Origin of the sequence: Kosakonia sp. SMBL-WEM22 (assembly GCF_014490785.1) — a bacterium.
Classification (GTDB): Bacteria; Pseudomonadota; Gammaproteobacteria; order Enterobacterales; family Enterobacteriaceae; genus Kosakonia.
This window is the reverse complement of sequence record NZ_CP051488.1, coordinates 3,267,124-3,286,443: the sequence shown is the minus strand read 5'-3', so window position 1 is coordinate 3,286,443 and position 19,320 is coordinate 3,267,124. Positions and strand designations below refer to the sequence as shown.

General features: G+C 56.8%; 17 protein-coding genes. 14 read left to right on the top strand and 3 right to left on the bottom strand.

Annotated elements, in window-relative coordinates:
- Positions 1-158: 158 nt before the first annotated feature.
- Entirely contained in the window at positions 159-1,019 is an 861-nt protein-coding gene (gene nfo / locus HF650_RS15800; RefSeq protein WP_187799442.1) for a deoxyribonuclease IV, read from the bottom strand.
- A 72-nt stretch (positions 1,020-1,091) separates the two neighbouring features.
- Positions 1,092-2,141 (bottom strand): YeiH family putative sulfate export transporter, encoded by a 1,050-nt coding sequence (locus HF650_RS15795; protein WP_187799441.1) that lies wholly within the window; start codon positions 2,139-2,141, stop codon positions 1,092-1,094.
- A 102-nt stretch (positions 2,142-2,243) separates the two neighbouring features.
- On the opposite strand from HF650_RS15795, the gene yieE reads away from it, so the two are divergent.
- The 7 genes from yieE to cirA all read left to right on the top strand — a co-directional run bounded on the left by yieE (position 2,244) and on the right by cirA (position 9,972).
- Positions 2,244-3,110 (top strand): DNA-binding transcriptional regulator YeiE, encoded by an 867-nt coding sequence (yieE, locus tag HF650_RS15790; RefSeq protein ID WP_187799440.1) that lies wholly within the window; start codon positions 2,244-2,246, stop codon positions 3,108-3,110.
- Between the two features lie 154 nt (positions 3,111-3,264).
- Positions 3,265-4,050 carry a transporter substrate-binding domain-containing protein gene (locus HF650_RS15785; protein WP_187799439.1) on the top strand — a complete coding sequence of 262 codons (786 nt, stop codon included), beginning with the start codon at positions 3,265-3,267 and terminating at the stop codon, positions 4,048-4,050.
- Positions 4,051-4,053: 3 nt separating this feature from the next.
- On the top strand, positions 4,054-4,719 hold the full coding sequence (locus HF650_RS15780; RefSeq protein ID WP_187799438.1) for an amino acid ABC transporter permease: 666 nt from the start codon (positions 4,054-4,056) through the stop codon (positions 4,717-4,719).
- Entirely contained in the window at positions 4,719-5,375 is a 657-nt protein-coding gene (locus HF650_RS15775; RefSeq protein ID WP_187802713.1) for an amino acid ABC transporter permease, read from the top strand. The genes HF650_RS15780 and HF650_RS15775 overlap by 1 nt, the downstream gene beginning before the upstream one ends.
- On the top strand, positions 5,356-6,093 hold the full coding sequence (locus tag HF650_RS15770; RefSeq protein WP_023479833.1) for an amino acid ABC transporter ATP-binding protein: 738 nt from the start codon (positions 5,356-5,358) through the stop codon (positions 6,091-6,093). Before HF650_RS15775 ends, HF650_RS15770 begins: the two co-directional genes overlap by 20 nt.
- Before the next feature lie 156 nt (positions 6,094-6,249).
- Positions 6,250-7,719 carry an amino acid permease gene (locus HF650_RS15765; protein WP_187799437.1) on the top strand — a complete coding sequence of 490 codons (1,470 nt, stop codon included), beginning with the start codon at positions 6,250-6,252 and terminating at the stop codon, positions 7,717-7,719.
- Between the two features lie 270 nt (positions 7,720-7,989).
- Complete coding sequence (cirA, locus tag HF650_RS15760; RefSeq protein WP_187799436.1) at positions 7,990-9,972, top strand: catecholate siderophore receptor CirA; 1,983 nt, start codon at positions 7,990-7,992, stop codon at positions 9,970-9,972.
- Between the two features lie 35 nt (positions 9,973-10,007).
- Here cirA and fghA read toward each other — a convergent pair whose 3' ends face one another.
- Positions 10,008-10,844: an S-formylglutathione hydrolase gene (fghA, locus tag HF650_RS15755; protein ID WP_187799435.1), complete on the bottom strand. Its 837-nt coding sequence runs from the start codon at positions 10,842-10,844 to the stop codon at positions 10,008-10,010.
- 149 nt (positions 10,845-10,993) lie between these two features.
- Here fghA and HF650_RS15750 point away from each other — a divergent pair, with 149 nt between their 5' ends.
- The 7 genes from HF650_RS15750 to mglC all read left to right on the top strand — a co-directional run bounded on the left by HF650_RS15750 (position 10,994) and on the right by mglC (position 19,196).
- Positions 10,994-12,121 carry a YbfB/YjiJ family MFS transporter gene (locus tag HF650_RS15750; RefSeq protein ID WP_187799434.1) on the top strand — a complete coding sequence of 376 codons (1,128 nt, stop codon included), beginning with the start codon at positions 10,994-10,996 and terminating at the stop codon, positions 12,119-12,121.
- A 126-nt stretch (positions 12,122-12,247) separates the two neighbouring features.
- Positions 12,248-12,913 (top strand): GTP cyclohydrolase I FolE, encoded by a 666-nt coding sequence (gene folE / locus HF650_RS15745; protein WP_023479844.1) that lies wholly within the window; start codon positions 12,248-12,250, stop codon positions 12,911-12,913.
- Positions 12,914-12,930: 17 nt separating this feature from the next.
- A complete protein-coding gene (gene yeiB / locus HF650_RS15740) occupies positions 12,931-14,091 on the top strand; it encodes a DUF418 domain-containing protein YeiB (RefSeq protein WP_187799433.1) in 1,161 nt (386 codons plus the stop codon).
- Between the two features lie 155 nt (positions 14,092-14,246).
- A complete protein-coding gene (galS, locus tag HF650_RS15735; protein ID WP_187799432.1) occupies positions 14,247-15,272 on the top strand; it encodes an HTH-type transcriptional regulator GalS in 1,026 nt (341 codons plus the stop codon).
- A 294-nt stretch (positions 15,273-15,566) separates the two neighbouring features.
- Positions 15,567-16,565 (top strand): galactose/glucose ABC transporter substrate-binding protein MglB, encoded by a 999-nt coding sequence (mglB, locus tag HF650_RS15730; RefSeq protein WP_187799431.1) that lies wholly within the window; start codon positions 15,567-15,569, stop codon positions 16,563-16,565.
- Between the two features lie 84 nt (positions 16,566-16,649).
- Positions 16,650-18,170 carry a galactose/methyl galactoside ABC transporter ATP-binding protein MglA gene (gene mglA, locus HF650_RS15725; protein ID WP_187799430.1) on the top strand — a complete coding sequence of 507 codons (1,521 nt, stop codon included), beginning with the start codon at positions 16,650-16,652 and terminating at the stop codon, positions 18,168-18,170.
- A gap of 15 nt (positions 18,171-18,185) precedes the next feature.
- Positions 18,186-19,196 (top strand): galactose/methyl galactoside ABC transporter permease MglC, encoded by a 1,011-nt coding sequence (mglC, locus tag HF650_RS15720; RefSeq protein WP_187799429.1) that lies wholly within the window; start codon positions 18,186-18,188, stop codon positions 19,194-19,196.
- Positions 19,197-19,320 lie beyond the last annotated feature (124 nt).

The window sequence follows — 19,320 nt, the reverse complement described above, 5'->3', positions numbered from 1 at the left end:
CTTTTGTAGGCCTGATAAGCAAAGCGCCATCAGGCACTGCGGCATTGCCGGATGGCGGCATGCGCTTTATCCGGCCTACGGCTCGGGATGGTGTTGCTTTTGTAGGCCTGATAAGCGCAGCGCCATCAGGCATTGCGCCATTGCCGGATGGCAGGAGATTACCCGGCGGTGGTTTCCGCGTACTGCTGCGCTTTAAGCCAGGCGATCTCCTCCACCCAGATATCCGGGTTAACGGTCTCAAGGATCAGCGGAATACCGTCGAAGCGCGCGTCGCGCATGATCCAGCGAAACGCATCGTGGCCGATGTTGCCTTCGCCAAGGCTGTGATGGCGGTCAACCCGGCTGGCAAAGCTGCTTTTCGCATCATTGAGGTGCATTCCGCGCAGGTAATTAAAGCCCACCACGCGGTCAAACTCGGCAAAAGTGGCGGCGGTCGCCTCCTCGCTACGCAGGTCGTAACCGGCGGCAAAGGCATGGCAGGTATCAATACAGACGCCAACGCGGGATTTGTCTTCAACCCCATCGATAATTGCTGCCAGATGCTCAAAGCGAAAGCCGAGGTTGCTGCCCTGACCGGCGGTATTTTCGATCACCGCGGTGACGCCTTCGGTCTGCGCCAGCGCAATGTTGATGGATTCCGCAATCCGTGCCAGACACTTCTCTTCCGGGATCTGTTGCAGGTGGCTGCCGGGGTGGAAATTGAGCAGCGTCAGCCCAAGCTGCTGACAGCGGGAGAGCTCATCAATAAACGCTTCGCGGGATTTCTCCAGCGCCTCATCAACCGGATGCCCGAGGTTAATCAGGTAGCTGTCGTGGGGCAGGATTTGCGCGGGCGAATAGTTATGCGCTTCACATGCGGCTTTGAAAGCATCAATCGTTTCCGTGGTTAACGGCGCGGCGCGCCATTGACGCTGGTTTTTGGTAAACAGCGCGAACGCCGTTGCGTCCAGCTCGGCGGCGCGGATGGCCGCATTTGCGACGCCGCCTGAGGCGCTAACATGCGCACCAATGTATTTCATAAACACTCCTGTAAAGACCCGCCGGGGGAAAACCGACATCATAGCGGGTCTGCAGGACAGAGATGTAGTGCTTTATGCCATCACGCAATGAACCAGCAGATTGATAGCCCCCCCGCCGACAATCAGCCAGATAAAGAGCAGCAGCCCCATCACCAGCGGTTTCGCCCCGGCATTTTTCAGCGCACTGATATGAGTAGTCACGCCCAGCGCCGCCATGGCCATCGCCAGCAGCAGCGTATCCAGCGTGTTGAGCATACTCACCGTTGCGGGCGGCAACAGGTGAAAGGAGTTAAATACTGCCACCGCCACAAAGCCAAGCGCAAACCACGGGATCGTCACCTTGCTTTTTTCGTTCCCCTCCTGCGGGCTGAGCTGTTTCACCCGCGCGGCCAGCAGCAGTAAAAAGGGAGCCAGCATCATCACGCGCAGCATTTTGGCAATCACTGCCGCGTTCTCCGCCTCCGGGCTGACGGCGTGACCGGCGGCAACTACTTGCGCCACTTCATGCACCGTCGATCCAATCCAGATGCCATAGGTCTGCGGGCTGAACCATGGCGCAAGCAGCGGCCACAGCGCCGGGTAGATAAAGATCGCCAGCGTGCCGAAAATCACCACCGTGGCGATAGCGACGGTCACTTTGCTTGCTTCAGCTTTTACGACCGGCTCTGTTGCCAGCACCGCTGCCGCGCCGCAGATACTGCTGCCAGCGCCAATTAGCCAGCTGGTTTTTTTATCCAGCCCAAAAACGTTTTGCCCGAGAAAACAGGCCAGCATAAAGGTGCTGGAGAGGGTCAGTACATCTATCAGTACGCCGCTGACGCCGACATCGGTAATCTGCGAAAAGGTGAGGCGAAAGCCATAAAGAATAATGCCGAGCCGCAGCAGATGCTGTTTCGCAAACAGCACGCCGCTGTCACAGTGTCGATGCAGCGCCGGGTAAAGCGTGTTGCCCAGCACCATACCGAGCAGGATCGCCAGCGTTAATGCGCTCAGGCCGATGTCAGCTACGGCGGGCAGGGAGCCAAGCCACAGCGCCGCCGCGGTAATCGCGCCGCTCAGCAGCAGGCCGGGCATAACGCGCCAGATGCGAGAGTGATGAGAGTGTAATGTGATGTCGGTCATAGCCTTCTCCTCTTGTTGCTGAAAAGGGTACGGCGCGCTGGCTTAAAGGTAAAATTGATTATATATTTATAATTAATCTTTATAAGTGGTAAGCAACTCCCTATGCATATAACCCTGCGCCAGCTCGAAGTGTTTGCTGAAGTGCTGAAAAGCGGCTCCACCACCCAGGCCTCCCAGCGTCTGGCGCTGTCGCAATCTGCGGTGAGCGCCGCGCTAACGGATCTGGAGGGCCAGCTTGGCGTGCAACTGTTCGATCGCGTCGGCAAACGGCTGGTGGTGAATGAACACGGTCGGCTCCTCTACCCGCGCGCGCTGGCGGCGCTGGAGCAGGCAAGCGAAATCGAACAGCTGTTTCGTGAGGCCAACGGTGCTATCCGCGTCTTCGCCAGCAGCACCATCGGTAACTACATTCTGCCGGAGGTGATCGCTCACTACCGGCGTGATTTTCCCGAGCTGCCGCTGGAGCTGAGCGTCGGTAATAGCCAGGATGTGATCACCGCCGTGGCCGATTTTCGCGTTGATATCGGCCTTATCGAAGGGCCGTGCCATGCGGCGGAGATTATTGCTGAACCCTGGCTGGAGGATGAGCTGGTGGTGTTTGCACCACCTTCCTCGCCGCTGTTGCAAAGTGAGGTGACGCTGGAGGCCCTTGCCGCTGCGCCGTGGATCCTGCGCGAGCGCGGCTCCGGTACCCGCGAAATCGTCGACTATCTACTGCTCTCGCATCTGCCGCAGTTTCAGCTCGGCATGGAGCTCGGTAATTCAGAAGCGATTAAACATGCGGTGCGCCACGGGCTTGGCATCAGTTGCCTGTCGCGCCGCGTGATTGCTGAACAGCTGGAAACCGGCACGCTGGTGGAGGTGCCGCTGCCGTTACCTCGCCTGGTGCGCACCCTGTGGCGCATTCATCACCGGCAGAAACATCTCTCCAGCGCGTTGACCCGCTTTATCCGCTACTGCGAGCTTTGATTGCACCATCAACAGGCACCTGCACCGTTTTAGGGGTGCAGGCCTCCTCACGTTAACCCGCACGCCCGCTGAATCAGGCACTGGCTTCGTTGGCACATTAGTTGCAAAAAGTGATTCAAAGAATCTTTTGTTTCATGGGCGATGAGGTGTTGAGATGAAAAAGTGGATGATGGCGACGGCCAGTGCAGCAGTAATGATGATCTGTTCCGCCCAGGCGCTGGCGGATCAGTTACAGGATATTCAACAGCGCGGCGTGCTACGCGTGGCCGTGCCGCAGGATTTCCCGCCGTTTGGCTCGGTAGGCACCGATTTGCAGCCGCAGGGCTACGATATCGATATGGCCAACTACCTGGCGAAAGGGATGAAGGTGAAGCTGCAACTGGTGCCAGTTACCAGCGCAAACCGTGTGCCCTACCTGCAAACCAATAAAGTCGACCTGGTGATCTCAAGCCTCGGTAAAAACGCCGAGCGCGAGCGGGTGATCGATTTCAGCCGCGCCTATGCGCCATTCTTCCTCGGCGTGTTTGGCCCGAAAGACGCAACGCTTGCCGATGCGAAAGTCCTGAGCGGCAAAACCATCGGCGTCACGCGCGGCGCGGTGGAGGATATGGTGCTGAGCGATATCGCGCCAAAAGATGCCCAGGTGAAGCGCTATGAAGATAACAACACCACGCTCTCCGCCTACCTCTCCGGCCAGGTCGCCTTCCTTGCCACAGGCAACGTAGTCGTGGCGGCAATTGCCCGCCAGAACCCGCAACACGCACCGGTGAGCAAATTTATGCTTAAGGACTCTCCCTGCTTTATCGGGCTGATGAAAAACCAGCCGGCGCTGAAGGCAGAGGTCGACAAGCTGGTCGATCAGGCGCAGAGAGAGGGCACGCTGAATAGCTTCTCGCAGAAGTGGATGCAGGCACCGCTGCCCGCGAACTTTGGCGCCTAATCGATGACGGTGACGCTTGATTTCGCCGCACTCTGGCCTTTCTGGCCTGAGCTATTGGCCGGGCTGTGGACAACCATCACCCTGTCGCTGCTGGCAACGGTGGGCGGTGTCGCGCTTGGCATCCTCGGCGCGGCGCTGCGCAGCGGCAAACCGGGCGTGTTGCGCACGTTGTGGGGGATCTATGTTGAGGTGATCCGCAATACGCCTTTTGTCGTGCAGCTCTTCTTTATTGTCTTCGGTTTACCGGGGCTGGGGCTGAAGCTCACCGCCGGGCAGGCGGCGCTGATCGCCATGCTGGTGAACCTCGGCGCGTACAGCACGGAGATTATCCGCGCGGGCATTCAGGTGACGCCAAAAGGGCAGTGGGAAGCGGCGCGGGTGCTTGGGCTGACAAAAGTTCAGACCTTCCTGCGCGTGATTTTGCCGCCCGCGCTGGCGCGTATCTATCCGGCGCTGGTCAGCCAGTGCGTAATGGTGATGCTCGGCTCATCGGTAGTATCGCAGGTTTCGTATGAGGAGCTGACATTTATGGCGAACCTTATCCAGTCGCGTACTTTCTTAAGTTTTGAAGTCTATTTCGTCACCACGCTGCTCTACCTCGCGCTCTCGCTGCTGATGCGCCAGGCGCTGCTGGCGATTGGGCGCAAATGGTTGGGGAGCGGATCATGATGAGTACCTTTACCGACTGGGATATTGTGCGCAATCTGCTGCTGGCCGCCCGCTGGACGGTGCTGCTGTCGCTGATTGCTTTTTTCTGCGGCACGCTGGTCACCCTGCCGCTGCTGATGGTGCGCCTGGGTCGCTGGCGCTGGACGCAGCGTTTTGTCAGCGCCTATGCCGCGCTGTTTCAGGGCACGCCGTTGCTGATGCAGCTGTTCCTCGCCTTTTTTGGTCTCGGGCTGTTCGGTATTGATGTCAGCGCCTGGACCGCCGCCACGCTTGCCTTAACGCTGTTTACCAGCGCCTTTCTGCTCGATATCTGGTACGGGTCGATTCGTGCCCTGCCGAAAGGGCAGTGGGAAGCCAGCCGCTGTCTCGGGCTGAGCTTCGGTCAGACGCTGTTTCGCGTTATCGCCCCGCAGGCGATCCGCATTGCCATTGCGCCGACGGTGGGCTTTTCCGTGCAGGTGGTGAAAGGCACGGCGCTGGCTTCTATTATCGGCTTCGTTGAGCTGACCAAAGCGGGCACCATGCTGAACAACGTCACCTTTGCGCCATTTAAGGTCTTTGGCCTCGTCGCCGCAGGCTACTTCCTGCTGTGTTATCCGCTGTCGCGCTACAGCCGCTATCTGGAGAAAAAATTCCATGCCGCTCATCACCATTAATGATGTTCAGAAATATTATGGCGACAACCATGTGCTGAAGGGCGTAAGCCTGGATATTGAGATGGGTGAGGTGGTGTCAATTATCGGGCGCAGCGGTTCGGGAAAAAGCACGCTGTTGCGCTGTATGAACGGGCTGGAGGGCTACCAGGATGGCAGCATCAAACTTGGCGGCATGACGGTGACCGACCGTGAATCGCAGGCGCGGGAGATCAGCCGCTCCGTCGGCATGGTGTTTCAGAGCTTCAACCTCTTTCCCCACATGACGGCGCTGGAAAACGTGATGCTGGCGCCGCGCCGGGTGCTGAAAATGCCGGCTGAAGCCTGCCGCGAGCTGGCGGTGGAGATGCTGGAGAAAGTCGGGCTTGGCGATCGCATCGATTATGCGCCGTCCAGCCTCTCCGGCGGTCAACAGCAGCGCGTCGCCATTGCCCGCGCGCTGGCGATGAAGCCGAAAGTGCTGCTCTGCGATGAGATCACCTCCGCGCTCGATCCCGAACTGGTCGGTGAAGTGCTGCGCGTGCTGGAGAAGCTTGCCGCAGAAGGGATGACGCTGATCCTGGTCACCCATGAGATGAACTTCGCCCGCGAAGTGGGCGATCGGGTGGTGTTTATGCATCAGGGCAAAGTGTGGGAGCAGGGGGCGAGTAAAACCTTCTTCAACCAGCCGCGCACGCCGGAGTTACAGCAGTTTATCGCCTCGGTGCGCGGTCTCGCCTGACCGCGCTTATGCGCCTCGCAACATCCTCCATTCACTGCTTTACTTATAATTCGCGGCCTATCATGAAGGTCTCTAATAAGAGACCTTTTCCACCGGAAGGGCCGCGTTTCGTCTGCTACAATCGCGCCTCATTTTTTGGATGGATAGCTTTTTCTTATGGGTTCCGAGAAAAAAACCACAGAAGCGACCACGCTTCGCCGTGAACTGAAAGCGCGTCATCTGACGATGATCGCGATTGGCGGTTCCATTGGTACCGGTCTGTTTGTCGCCTCCGGGGCGACCATCTCCTCCGCAGGGCCGGGCGGGGCACTGCTCTCTTATATGCTGATTGGCCTGATGGTCTATTTCCTGATGACCAGCCTCGGCGAGCTTGCTGCTTTTATGCCGGTTTCCGGCTCCTTTTCGACCTACGGGCAGAAATATGTGGAAGAGGGCTTCGGCTTCGCCCTCGGCTGGAACTACTGGTACAACTGGGCGGTCACCATCGCCGTTGATCTGGTAGCTTCGCAACTGGTGATGACCTGGTGGTTCCCGGATACGCCGGGCTGGATCTGGAGCGCGCTTTTCCTGGCGGTGATCTTCCTGCTTAACTACATCTCGGTGAAAGGCTTTGGCGAAGCGGAATACTGGTTTTCGCTTATCAAAGTGACCACTGTGATTATTTTTATCATCGTCGGCGTGATGATGATTGTCGGTATTTTCCAGGGGGAAAAACCGGCGGGCTGGAGCAACTGGAGCATCGGCGACGCGCCGTTTGCCGGCGGTTTCTCGGCGATGATTGGCGTGGCGATGATTGTTGGCTTCTCCTTCCAGGGCACCGAGCTTATCGGTATCGCGGCTGGGGAGTCGGAAGATCCTGAGAAGAACATTCCGCGCGCGGTGCGTCAGGTCTTCTGGCGAATCCTGCTCTTCTACGTCTTCGCAATTTTGATTATCAGCCTGATCATCCCTTATACCGATCCAAGCCTGCTGCGTAATGACGTGAAAGATATCAGCGTCAGCCCGTTCACGCTGGTGTTTGAACATGCTGGCCTGCTCTCGGCGGCGGCAGTGATGAATGCGGTGATCCTGACGGCGGTGCTCTCTGCGGGCAACTCGGGGATGTATGCTTCCACCCGTATGCTCTACACGCTGGCATGCGACGGTAAAGCGCCGCGCATCTTCGCCAAGCTGTCGAAAGGCGGCGTGCCGCGCAACGCGCTGTATGCCACCACGGTGATTGCCGGTCTCTGCTTCCTCACCTCGATGTTTGGCAACCAGACCGTTTACCTGTGGCTGCTCAACACCTCCGGCATGACGGGCTTTATCGCCTGGCTGGGGATTGCCATCAGCCACTACCGCTTCCGCCGCGGCTACGTTGCGCAGGGCCACTCGCTGGATAACCTGCCGTACCGCTCCGGTTTCTTCCCGATTGGGCCAATCTTCGCCTTTGTGCTCTGTCTGATCATCACGCTTGGTCAGAACTACCAGGCCTTCCTCGAAGACTCCATTGACTGGGGTGCAGTAACGGCAACCTATATCGGCATTCCGCTCTTCCTGGTGATCTGGCTGGGCTACAAGTTCAGCAAAGGGACGCGCTTTGTGCGCTACAGCGAGATGGAATTCCCGGAACGCTTTACCAAATAACTATCTGTTTAACGCCCTCTACTCAGAGGGCGTTTTTTTATCACTTTCTCCTCCCATTTACCCGCCCTCCTTTACATAACTTTAAGTTTGCGAAATTGATAATCATTCTCGTTTGCACTAAGGTAAGCGTCTGAAAAAAAAGGGAACCCGGCGGGATTCATGCGCCTGATGTTTCCACAATCTATAACGCTGCCGTCAATGTAACGGTGCGAGGTTTTGCAATACGTGAGCAAATTTTTCAATCTTTTTCAGACCTCATGGAGTTACGGAATGTTTACCTTGAATCCCATTATGCGGGGAGGCCTCTGTGCGTCCGCGTTAACGCTGGCGCTGCCGGTGATGGCCGCCGCAGGGGAGGGTGAAACGCTGGTGGTGACCGCCTCGGCCAGCGAGCAGAACCTGAAAGATGCGCCTGCCAGTATCAGTGTCATCACGCAGCAGGATTTACAGCGCAGGCCGGTGCAAAACCTGAAAGATGTGCTGAAAGAGGTGCCAGGCGTGCAGCTCACCAATGAAGGGGATAACCGCAAAGGCGTCAGCCTGCGCGGGCTGAATAGCAGCTATACCCTGATCCTGATTGATGGTAAACGCGTTAACTCGCGCAATGCCGTCTTCCGCCATAACGACTTTGACCTCAACTGGATCCCGGTAGAAGCGATTGAGCGCATTGAAGTGGTGCGCGGCCCGATGTCGTCGCTGTATGGCTCCGACGCCCTCGGCGGCGTGGTGAATATCATCACTAAAAAAATCGGCCAGCACTGGAGCGGCTCAATCACCGCGGATACCACTATTCAGGCGCACCGCGATCGCGGCGATACACAAAATGGCCAGTTCTACACCAGCGGGCCACTGATTGACGGCGTGCTCGGGCTGAAGGCTTTTGGCGGCGTAGCGAAGCGCGAAAAGGATCGGCAGCAACCCTCGCAAACCGCTGCCAGCGGTGAGTCGCCGCGCATTGAGGGCTTTACCAGCCGTGATGGCAATATCGAGCTGGCCTGGACGCCAACCGAAGATCATGACTTTACCGCCGGCTACGGTTATGACCGCCAGGATCGTGACTCCGACTCGCTGAATAAAAACCGCCTCGACCGGCAGAACTACTCGCTGGCGCATAACGGGCGCTGGGGCATGGCTAATAGCGAGCTGCGTTTTTACGGCGAGAAGATCGATAACAAAAACCCGGGCAACGCCAGCGCCATCCGTTCAGAAAGTAACACCGTGGATGGCAAAGTGGTGCTGCCGCTCGGTGAGATCAATCAATTAGTGACGCTAGGCGGTGAATGGCGTCATGACAAACTCAGCGATCCCATTAACCTGACCGGCGGTAACAGTAGTAAAACCTCCTCCAGCCAGTACGCGCTGTTTATTGAAGATGAGTGGCGGATTATTGAACCGCTGGCGCTGACCACCGGCCTGCGCATGGATGACCATGAAACCTATGGCGATCACTGGAGCCCGCGCGCCTACCTCGTGTGGAGCGCCACCGATACCCTCACGGTGAAAGGGGGCTGGGCAACGGCCTTTAAAGCGCCGTCACTGTTGCAGTTAAGCCCGGACTGGGCGAGTAACTCCTGCCGCGGCGGCTGCCGGATTGTCGGCAGCCCGGAGCTGAAACCGGAAACCAGCGAAAGTTTCGAACTGGGGCTTTACTACAGCGGCGAAGAGGGCTGGCTGGAGGGCGTGCAGGGCAGCGTTACTGCATTCCAGAACAATATCGACGATATGATCAACATTAGCCGTACCCCCAGTTTGACCGAAGCGCCGGGCTACCCTAACTTTGTCGGCTTTGAGCGTAACGCTCGTGGGGCGCGAGTGCCGGTGTTCCGCTACTACAACGTCGATAAAGCGCGAATTCAGGGCGTGGAGACCGAGGTGAAAATCCCGTTCGATGAGGCGTGGAAGCTCACCCTGAATTACACCTATAATGATGGGCGCAACCTGAGCGGCGGCGGCAATAAACCGTTGCAGGATCTGCCGTTCCACACCGCCAACGGCACGCTGGATTGGCAGGCTAACGACGCGTGGTCATTCTATGTGTCGGCGAACTACAGCGGCGAAAAACGCTCGGTGTCACAGGGCGCTACGCCGGGCGGGTATGTTATCTGGAATGCGGGCGGCGCATGGCAGGCAACGAAAAATGTCAAACTGCGCGCGGGCGTGCTTAACCTCGGCGATAAAGATCTCAGCCGCGATGACTACAGCTTTAATGAAGACGGACGTCGCTACTTTGCGGCGATTGATTACCGCTTCTGATGAGAGACCCCGGCGGGAAAACGCCGGGGTGTCGCTTAGCGGAAGAGGTGCTGCGCATGGAAGCGCAGATGATCTTCAATAAACGAGGCGATAAAGAAGTAGCTGTGATCGTACCCCGGCTGAATACGCAGGGTCAGTGGCCAGCTTTTCTGCCGCGCCACTTCTGCCAACCGCGCCGGTTGTAGTTGATCGGCGAGGAACTGATCGCTGTCCCCCTGATCGATAAGGGTCGGAATGGCGTCACCTTCGCGGCTTTCCAGCATCAGCGCACAGCTGTCCCACTCGCGCCACTGGCTGGCATCCTCACCTAAATAGGCGTTAAAGGCTTTCTGCCCCCACGGCACCTGCAGCGGGTTCACAATTGGCGCGAAGGCGGAGACGCTGGTGTAACGGCCAGGGTTTTTCAGCGCCATAATCAGCGCGCCGTGTCCACCCATTGAGTGGCCGCTAATTGCCGCTTGGGTGCTGACGTTAAACTCGCTCTGGATAAGCGCCGGGAGTTCATCGCGCAGATAATCAAACATTCGGTAGTGGCTGGCCCACGGTTGCTGCGTGGCGTTGAGATAGAAGCCGGCCCCTTTACCCAGATCGTAACTGTCGACGTCGGCCACTTCATCGCCGCGCGGGCTGGTATCTGGCATCACCAGCACAATGCCTAATTCAGAGGCGACGCGCTGCGCACCCGCTTTGGTGGTGAAGTTCTCATCGTTGCAGGTCAGGCCGGAGAGCCAGTAAAGCACCGGCGGGCGCGCATCGCTACGCTGCGGCGGTAAAAAGATGCTGAACGTCATGGCGCAGTTCAGGACGCTGGAGTCGTGACGCCAGCGCTGCTGCCAGCCTTCAAAACAGCGGTGCTCTTCGAGCAATTCCATGCGGGGCTCCTCAGGTTTCACAGAGATAAACAGAGTGATAACCCTGCATAATACAGATAATTCACACTGCTGTGAGTAACTTTCACTTCCGCCCCTGCGCAACATACTGCATCATAAACATAACTTTACATTAACATTCGGGGGCGGAGATGGCGCTACGCATCGCGCTGTGCGGTTTTATTGTGCTGGTGGTGGTAATGGGGATTGGCCGCTTTGCCTTTACGCCCCAGGTGCCGCTGATGATCCGCGACGGCCAGCTTACCCTCACCAGCGCCGCCCTGGTGGCAGCCATTAACTACCTTGGCTATCTGCTCGGTGCCTGGGATGCGATGCGCGCGAAGCAGCATATCGAAGTGCGCTTGTGGCTCGGCATTAGCGGCGCGGTGCTGCTCACTTTCCTTTCTGCGCTGGCGGACAACGCGCTGCTGCATGGCGCGATCCGGCTCATTATCGGCGCGATGAGCGGCTGGGGAATGGTGCTGATTGCCGCCTGGACCAATGAGCGTCTGGCCCATGCCGGAAAGCCGGGCCTCAGCGCGGCGGTGTTTGCCGGGCCGGGTGCGGGCATCGCGTTAAGCGGTTTGCTGGCGGTGGCGATTCAGGCCAAAGGGTTAAGCGCTGCTGGCGCCTGGCAAGTGTATGGCGTGCTGGCGCTGCTGCTGGTGGCGCTGATTGCCCGTTACTTACCCAAGCCCGGCGAGTGGCACCGCCCGGAGATTAAGACGCAGCCTCTGCACCTGACGACGGATCTAAAACGGTTGGTCTGGAGCTACACCCTGGCCGGCTTTGGTTATATTCTGCCCGCCACCTTTTTGTCACAGATGGCAGCGCTGCGCTTTCCCGGCAGCCTGTTTGCCCAGTTTGTCTGGCCGGTCTTTGGCCTCGCTGCAGTCATCGGTATCGGCCTGAGTATTCTGCTGCGCCACTGCGGGCAGAGCCATCAGCGGCTGGCGTTCGTGCTCTGGTTGCAGGGCGCTGGCGTGCTGGCGGCCTGGCTTCTGCCAGGGATGAGCGGTCTGGTGTGCGGCGCGGTGCTGGTCGGCGGCGGTTTTCTCTGCGCGGTGCAGCTTTCATTGCTCTATGGCCGCGAGCTGGCACCCTACCACGCGCGCTATATGGCGGGCCTGCTCACCACCGGCTATGCCGTCGGGCAGCTGGTCGGTCCGATGACCTCTGCGCTCTCGACCTGGCTTACCGGACGCCTTGAACCGGCGCTCGGTATCGCGGCAGTTGCGCTGGTGATTGGCGGTGTTCTGGTGTGGAAACGGCGCGCCTGAAAGGCAGCGGCGATTTCAATAATTATCCCCGGCGGGGCTGGATTATGTGCGCGACCTCACGCACAATGTTGCCTCACTTCGCCGCAACACGCGAAGCACGCCATACCTGCAGGAGAAGAAGAAAATATGTCATCACTCAGTAAAGAAGCGGCGCTGGTGCACGAGGCGCTGGTTGCCCGTGGTCTGGAAACCCCGCTGCGCCCCCCGGTGCAAATGGATAATGAAACCCGTAAACGCCTTATCGCCGGCCATATGACCGAGATTATGCAGCTGCTCAATCTCGATCTGAATGATGACAGCCTGATGGAAACGCCGCATCGCATCGCCAAAATGTATGTCGATGAGATCTTCTCCGGCCTCGATTACGCCAATTTCCCAAAAATCACCGTCATTGAAAATAAGATGAAGGTCGATGAGATGGTGACCGTGCGCGACATTACGCTCACCAGCACCTGCGAACACCACTTTGTCACCATCGACGGTAAAGCGACGGTCGCTTACATCCCGAAAGAGTCGGTAATTGGGCTGTCGAAAATTAACCGCATTGTGCAGTTCTTCGCCCAGCGCCCGCAGGTTCAGGAGCGCCTGACCCAGCAGATCCTCACCGCGCTGCAAACTCTGCTTGGCACCAACAATGTCGCGGTATCGATTGATGCGGTCCATTATTGTGTGAAAGCGCGCGGCATTCGCGATGCCACCAGCGCCACGACTACCACCTCGCTCGGTGGCCTGTTTAAGTCGAGCCAGAACACCCGCCAGGAGTTCCTGCGCGCCGTTCGCCACACTAACTGATTGCAGGAGCCGCCGATATGGGAAGGAGCGTCACGCTCGATTTTATCCGTGGCCTCGCCATTCTCGGCATCCTGCTGCTCAATATCACCGCCTTTGGTCTGCCGAAGGCGGCCTATCTCAATCCCGCCTGGTATGGCGACATCACCCTGCATGATGCCTGGACCTGGGCGCTGCTCGACCTTTTCGCGCAGGTTAAATTTCTCTCGCTGTTCGCTATTCTCTTTGGTGCCGGGTTGCAGATGTTGCTGCCGCGCGGCAAGCGCTGGATCCAGTCGCGCCTGACGCTGCTGGTGCTGCTCGGTTTCATTCACGCACTCTTCTTCTGGGAAGGCGATATTCTGCTGGCTTATGGCCTGGTGGGGCTTATCGGCTGGCGAATGATTCGCGATGCGCAGAGCGTGAAAGCAATGTTACATACCGGTGTGGTGCTCTATCTCATCGGGATTGTTGTGTTGCTGCTGCTGGGGGCAATCTCCGGTACCACGCCGAACAACGCCTGGCTACCTGATGCCGCAAACGTGCAGTATGAAGCCTGGTGGCGCACCAGCGGCACGCTGCGGGAAGCGTTGAGCAACCGCAGCGATCTTTTCTCAAACGCCCTGCTGGCGCTCGGCGTGCAGTATGGCTGGCAGCTGGCCGGGCTGATGTTAATCGGTGCCGCGCTGATGCGCAGCGGCTGGATGAGAGGGCAGTTCCCGCTGCGCCACTACCGGCGCGTTGGCGCGCTGCTGGTGGTCACAGGAATGGTTATCAATATTCCGGCCATCATCGCTCAGTGGCAGCTGGGCTGGTCTTACCGCTGGTGCGCCTTCTTTTTACAGGCACCGCGGGAGCTGAGCGCGCCGGTGCAGGCCATCGGCTATGCGGCGCTGGCGTGGGGTTTCTGGCCGCAGATCTGCGCCAGCAAACTGGCGAGCGCCATTGCCTGCGTCGGGCGCATGGCGCTCACTAACTACCTGTTGCAGACGCTGATCTGTACCACGTTGTTTAACCACTTCGGTCTGTTTATGCGCTTTGACCGCCTGCAGTTGCTGGCAATCGTCCCCGCCGTCTGGGCGGTTAATATCCTCTTCTCCGTGCTGTGGCTCAGGCGTTTTCGCCAGGGGCCGGTTGAGTGGCTATGGCGGCAACTCACCGCTCGTGCGGCGGGCAGCGCATTACCGCCTACAAGCAGATAACGATCTGGATCACAATCGTTAACAAATGCGATGTAACCGTTTCCATTGATGTGATGCCTCTCACGTAGCAAAGCCACCGCGACTGCCAGAATAGCCTCCTTACTTTACCCAGGGGGTGCCTGTGACGTGCCGCCATTCAGACAAGGTGGGAAAAAATGATCACCATTCGTGACGTTGCCCGTCATGCGAACGTCTCCGTCGCAACGGTTTCCCGCGTACTCAACAACAGCGCCCTGGTGAGCCAGGAGACGCGTGAAACCGTGATGCAGGCGGTCGCCCAGCTCGGTTATCGCCCGAACGCTAACGCCCAGGCGCTGGCAACGCAGGTGAGCGACACCATTGGCGTGATCGTGATGGATGTCTCCGATGCCTTCTTCGGCGCACTGGTCAAAGCGGTCGATACCGTCGCGCAGGAGCATCAAAAATATGTGCTGATTGGCAACAGCTACCACGAGGCGGAAAAAGAGCGCCACGCCATTGAGGTGCTGATACGTCAGCGCTGTAACGCCCTGATTGTGCATTCAAAAGCGCTCAGCGACGAAGAGCTGACGGGCTTTATGGAGCAGATCCCCGGCATGGTGCTGATCAATCGCGTGGTGCCCGGTTATGCCCATCGCTGCGTCTGCCTTGATAACGTCAGCGGGGCGGTGATGGCGACGCGCATGCTGCTTAATAACGGCCATCAACGCATCGGTTATTTGGCCTCCAGCCACCAGATTGAAGATAACGATTTACGCCGCGAAGGGTGGTTCCGCGCGCTGGAAGAGCAGGGCATTGCCGCGCCGGACAGCTGGGTTGGCACCGGTTCGCCGGATATGCAGGGCGGGGAGGCGGCGATGGTGGAACTGCTGGGGCGCAACCTGCAACTCACCGCCGTTTTCGCCTACAACGACAGCATGGCGGCGGGCGCGCTGACGGCGCTGAAAGATAATGGCATTGCGGTGCCACAGCATCTCTCACTGATTGGTTTCGATGATATCCCGATTGCCCGTTACACCGACCCGCAATTAACCACCGTGCGCTACCCGGTAGCGTCAATGGCACGGCTGGCGACGGAGCTGGCACTGCAGGGGGCTGCGGGCAAGCTCGATCCGCAGGCGGCACACTGCTTTATGCCGACGATTGTGCGCCGTCATTCCGTGGCGTTGCGACAAAGTGTGGTGCCGATCACTAACTCGTAATGCGTCGCGATGTAACCGTTTTCAATCTGTGAGTAAATTCACAGTATCTTAACAAGGCGCTGACTATGATGTCAGCGTTTTGGAAGCTGAAACACGATGTAACGGTGAGTATTCATTTTTAATGAAACGTTCACGTAAAAGCATCGGATAAAGCGATCTTCTGGAGCGTTACCGAACACGGACGATTGATTTTTTTAGCGTGGACGTCGGGTGTCAGTAACCTCTTCTTAACATACTGACCCGCCGAGCATTATTCACAAGCACTACCCTGCATATAATAAAACCGGAGATACCATGAATAAGAAGGTGTTGACTCTGTCTGCTGTCATGGCAAGCATGCTGTTTGGCGCAGCCGCACACGCAGCGGATACCCGTATTGGTGTGACCATCTATAAATATGACGACAACTTTATGTCCGTTGTGCGTAAGGCGATTGAGAAAGATGGTAAAGCGGCGCCGGATGTTCAGCTGCTGATGAACGACTCCCAGAACGACCAATCCAAACAGAACGATCAGATCGATGTCCTGCTGGCAAAAGGGGTTAAAGCCCTTGCCATCAACCTGGTTGACCCGGCTGCAGCGGGCACGGTAATTGAAAAAGCGCGCGGTCAGAACGTGCCTATCGTTTTCTTCAACAAAGAGCCTTCCCGCAAAGCGCTGGACAGCTATGACAAAGCTTATTATGTCGGCACCGACTCCAAAGAGTCCGGCGTGATTCAGGGCGACCTGATTGCCAAACACTGGGCGGCCAACCCGGGCTGGGATCTGAACAAAGATGGTCAGATTCAGTTTGTGCTGCTGAAAGGCGAGCCGGGCCACCCGGATGCTGAAGCGCGTACCACCTACGTTGTCAAAGAGCTGAACGACAAGGGCATCAAAACCCAGCAGCTGGCATTAGATACTGCCATGTGGGACACCGCTCAGGCGAAAGACAAAATGGATGCGTGGCTCTCTGGCCCGAATGCCAATAAAATCGAAGTGGTGATCGCCAACAACGATGCGATGGCGATGGGTGCGGTGGAAGCGCTGAAAGCGCACAACAAATCCTCGATTCCGGTATTTGGCGTGGATGCACTGCCAGAAGCGCTGGCGCTGGTGAAATCGGGCGCGATGGCCGGTACCGTGCTGAACGATGCCAACAACCAGGCGAAAGCGACCTTCGATCTGGCGAAAAACCTTGCTGATGGCAAAGGTGCGGCAGATGGCACCAGCTGGAAAATTGAGAACAAGATTGTCCGTATTCCTTACGTCGGCGTTGATAAAGACAACCTGGCGGAAATTACCGGTAAATAAGAGTTAGTTCGACCGTTCTCACTGGGCGTATTATTTAATACGCCCTTTTATAAAAATGATATGCCAGGCCAACAAGGTAGAATTATGGTCAGCAATAATACTCAGTCGTCAGGTGAATTCTTGTTGGAAATGAGCAATATCAACAAGTCCTTTCCCGGCGTAAAGGCGCTCGATAATGTCAATTTAAAAGTCCGTCCTCACTCTATTCATGCATTGATGGGTGAAAACGGTGCGGGTAAATCGACATTATTAAAATGCCTTTTTGGGATCTACCAAAAAGATTCCGGCAGCATTCTATTTCAGGGTAAAGAGATCGATTTCCACTCCGCTAAAGAGGCGCTGGAAAACGGTATTTCGATGGTACACCAGGAGTTGAACCTGGTATTACAGCGCTCGGTGATGGATAACATGTGGCTCGGGCGTTACCCGACCAAAGGCATGTTTGTCGATCAGGATAAGATGTACCAGGACACGAAAGCCATCTTTGATGAGCTGGATATTGATATCGATCCCCGTGCACGTGTCGGGACATTATCCGTTTCCCAGATGCAGATGATCGAAATTGCGAAAGCCTTCTCCTATGACGCCAAAATCGTCATTATGGATGAGCCGACATCATCGCTGACCGAAAAAGAGGTCAACCATCTGTTTAAAATTATCCGTAAGCTGAAAGAGCGTGGCTGCGGTATTGTTTATATCTCGCACAAAATGGAAGAGATATTCCAGCTGTGCGATGAGATTACCGTGCTGCGCGACGGTCAGTGGATCGCCACCCAGCCGCTGGAAGGGCTGGACATGGATAAGATCATCGCCATGATGGTCGGCCGCTCCCTGAACCAGCGCTTCCCGGATAAGCACAACACGCCGGGCGAGACCATTCTGGAGGTGCGTAATCTCACCTCTCTGCGTCAGCCGTCGATTCGTGATGTGAGCTTTGATCTGCGCAAGGGCGAGATTCTCGGCATTGCCGGGCTTGTGGGTGCGAAACGTACCGATATCGTGGAAACGCTGTTTGGTATCCGCGAGAAATCGGGCGGCACCATTAAGCTGCACGGTAAGGCGATTAATAACCATACCGCCAATGAAGCCATTAATAACGGCTTTGCCCTGGTGACTGAAGAGCGCCGCTCGACCGGTATTTATGCTTATCTGGATATTGGATTTAACTCATTAATCTCCAATATTCAGAACTACCGTAACAAGGTGGGCCTTCTGGATAACAGCCGCATGAAGAGCGATACCCAATGGGTAATTGACTCAATGCGGGTGAAAACCCCTGGCCACCGTACGCAAATCGGTTCACTTTCCGGTGGTAATCAGCAGAAAGTCATTATTGGACGCTGGTTATTAACCCAGCCGGAAATTTTGATGCTTGATGAACCGACGCGCGGTATTGACGTGGGTGCGAAGTTTGAAATTTATCAGCTGATTGCTGAGCTGGCGAAAAGAGAGAAGGGGATCATTATTATCTCCTCTGAAATGCCTGAGTTGTTAGGCATCACTGACCGTATTCTGGTAATGAGCAATGGCCTCGTCGCCGGAATTGTTGATACTAAAACGACAACGCAAAACGAAATCCTCCGTCTTGCGTCTTTGCACCTTTAAGATCAGGGGCTCCTCATGAGTGCGTTAAATAAAAAGACTTTTCTCACTTATCTGAAAGATGGCGGTATTTACGTCGTTCTTTTAGTGTTGCTGGCGATTATTATTTTCCAGGATCCTACGTTTTTAAGCCTGCTGAACTTAAGTAATATTTTAACCCAGTCGTCGGTGCGTATTATTATCGCACTCGGCGTCGCGGGGCTGATTGTGACCCAGGGCACCGACCTCTCCGCCGGACGTCAGGTCGGGCTGGCGGCAGTGGTGGCAGCAACGCTGCTGCAATCGATGGAGAACGCCAACAAGGTGTTCCCGGAGATGGCAACGATGCCGATTATCGTGGTGGTGCTGATCGTCTGCGCTATCGGCGCGATTATCGGTCTTATCAACGGCATTATCATCGCTTACCTCAATGTGACGCCGTTTATCACCACGCTGGGTACGATGATTATTGTTTACGGTATCAACTCCCTTTATTACGACTTTGTTGGCGCGTCGCCGATCTCCGGCTTCGACAGCGGCTTCTCCACCTTTACGCAGGGCTTTATTGCCCTCGGCAGCTTCCGCCTCTCCTACATCACCTTCTACGCGCTGATCGCCGTGGCGTTTGTCTGGGTGCTGTGGAACAAAACCCGCTTCGGTAAGAACATTTTCGCTATCGGTGGTAACCCGGAAGCGGCAAAAGTTTCCGGTGTGAACGTCGCGCTGAACCTGCTGATGATCTATGCCCTCTCCGGCGTCTTCTACGCCTTCGGTGGGCTGCTGGAAGCGGGCCGTATTGGCTCGGCGACCAACAACCTCGGCTTTATGTATGAGCTCGACGCGATTGCCGCGTGCGTGGTAGGTGGCGTCTCCTTCAGCGGCGGTGTGGGTACGGTGCTGGGCGTAGTGACCGGTGTGATTATCTTTACCGTTATCAACTACGGTCTGACCTACATCGGCATCAACCCTTACTGGCAGTACATCATCAAGGGCGGGATCATCATCTTCGCCGTGGCGCTGGACTCCCTGAAATACGCGCGCAAGAAGTAACCCTTCTGCGCTGCTCTCAAGCCCGCCCTGTGCGGGCTTTTTTATTGCTCTGCTATTAGAAAACTTCATCTATCTGACATGGTGAAATCCCGCGCCACTGCTACGCTTTATGTAGTCCCAACAT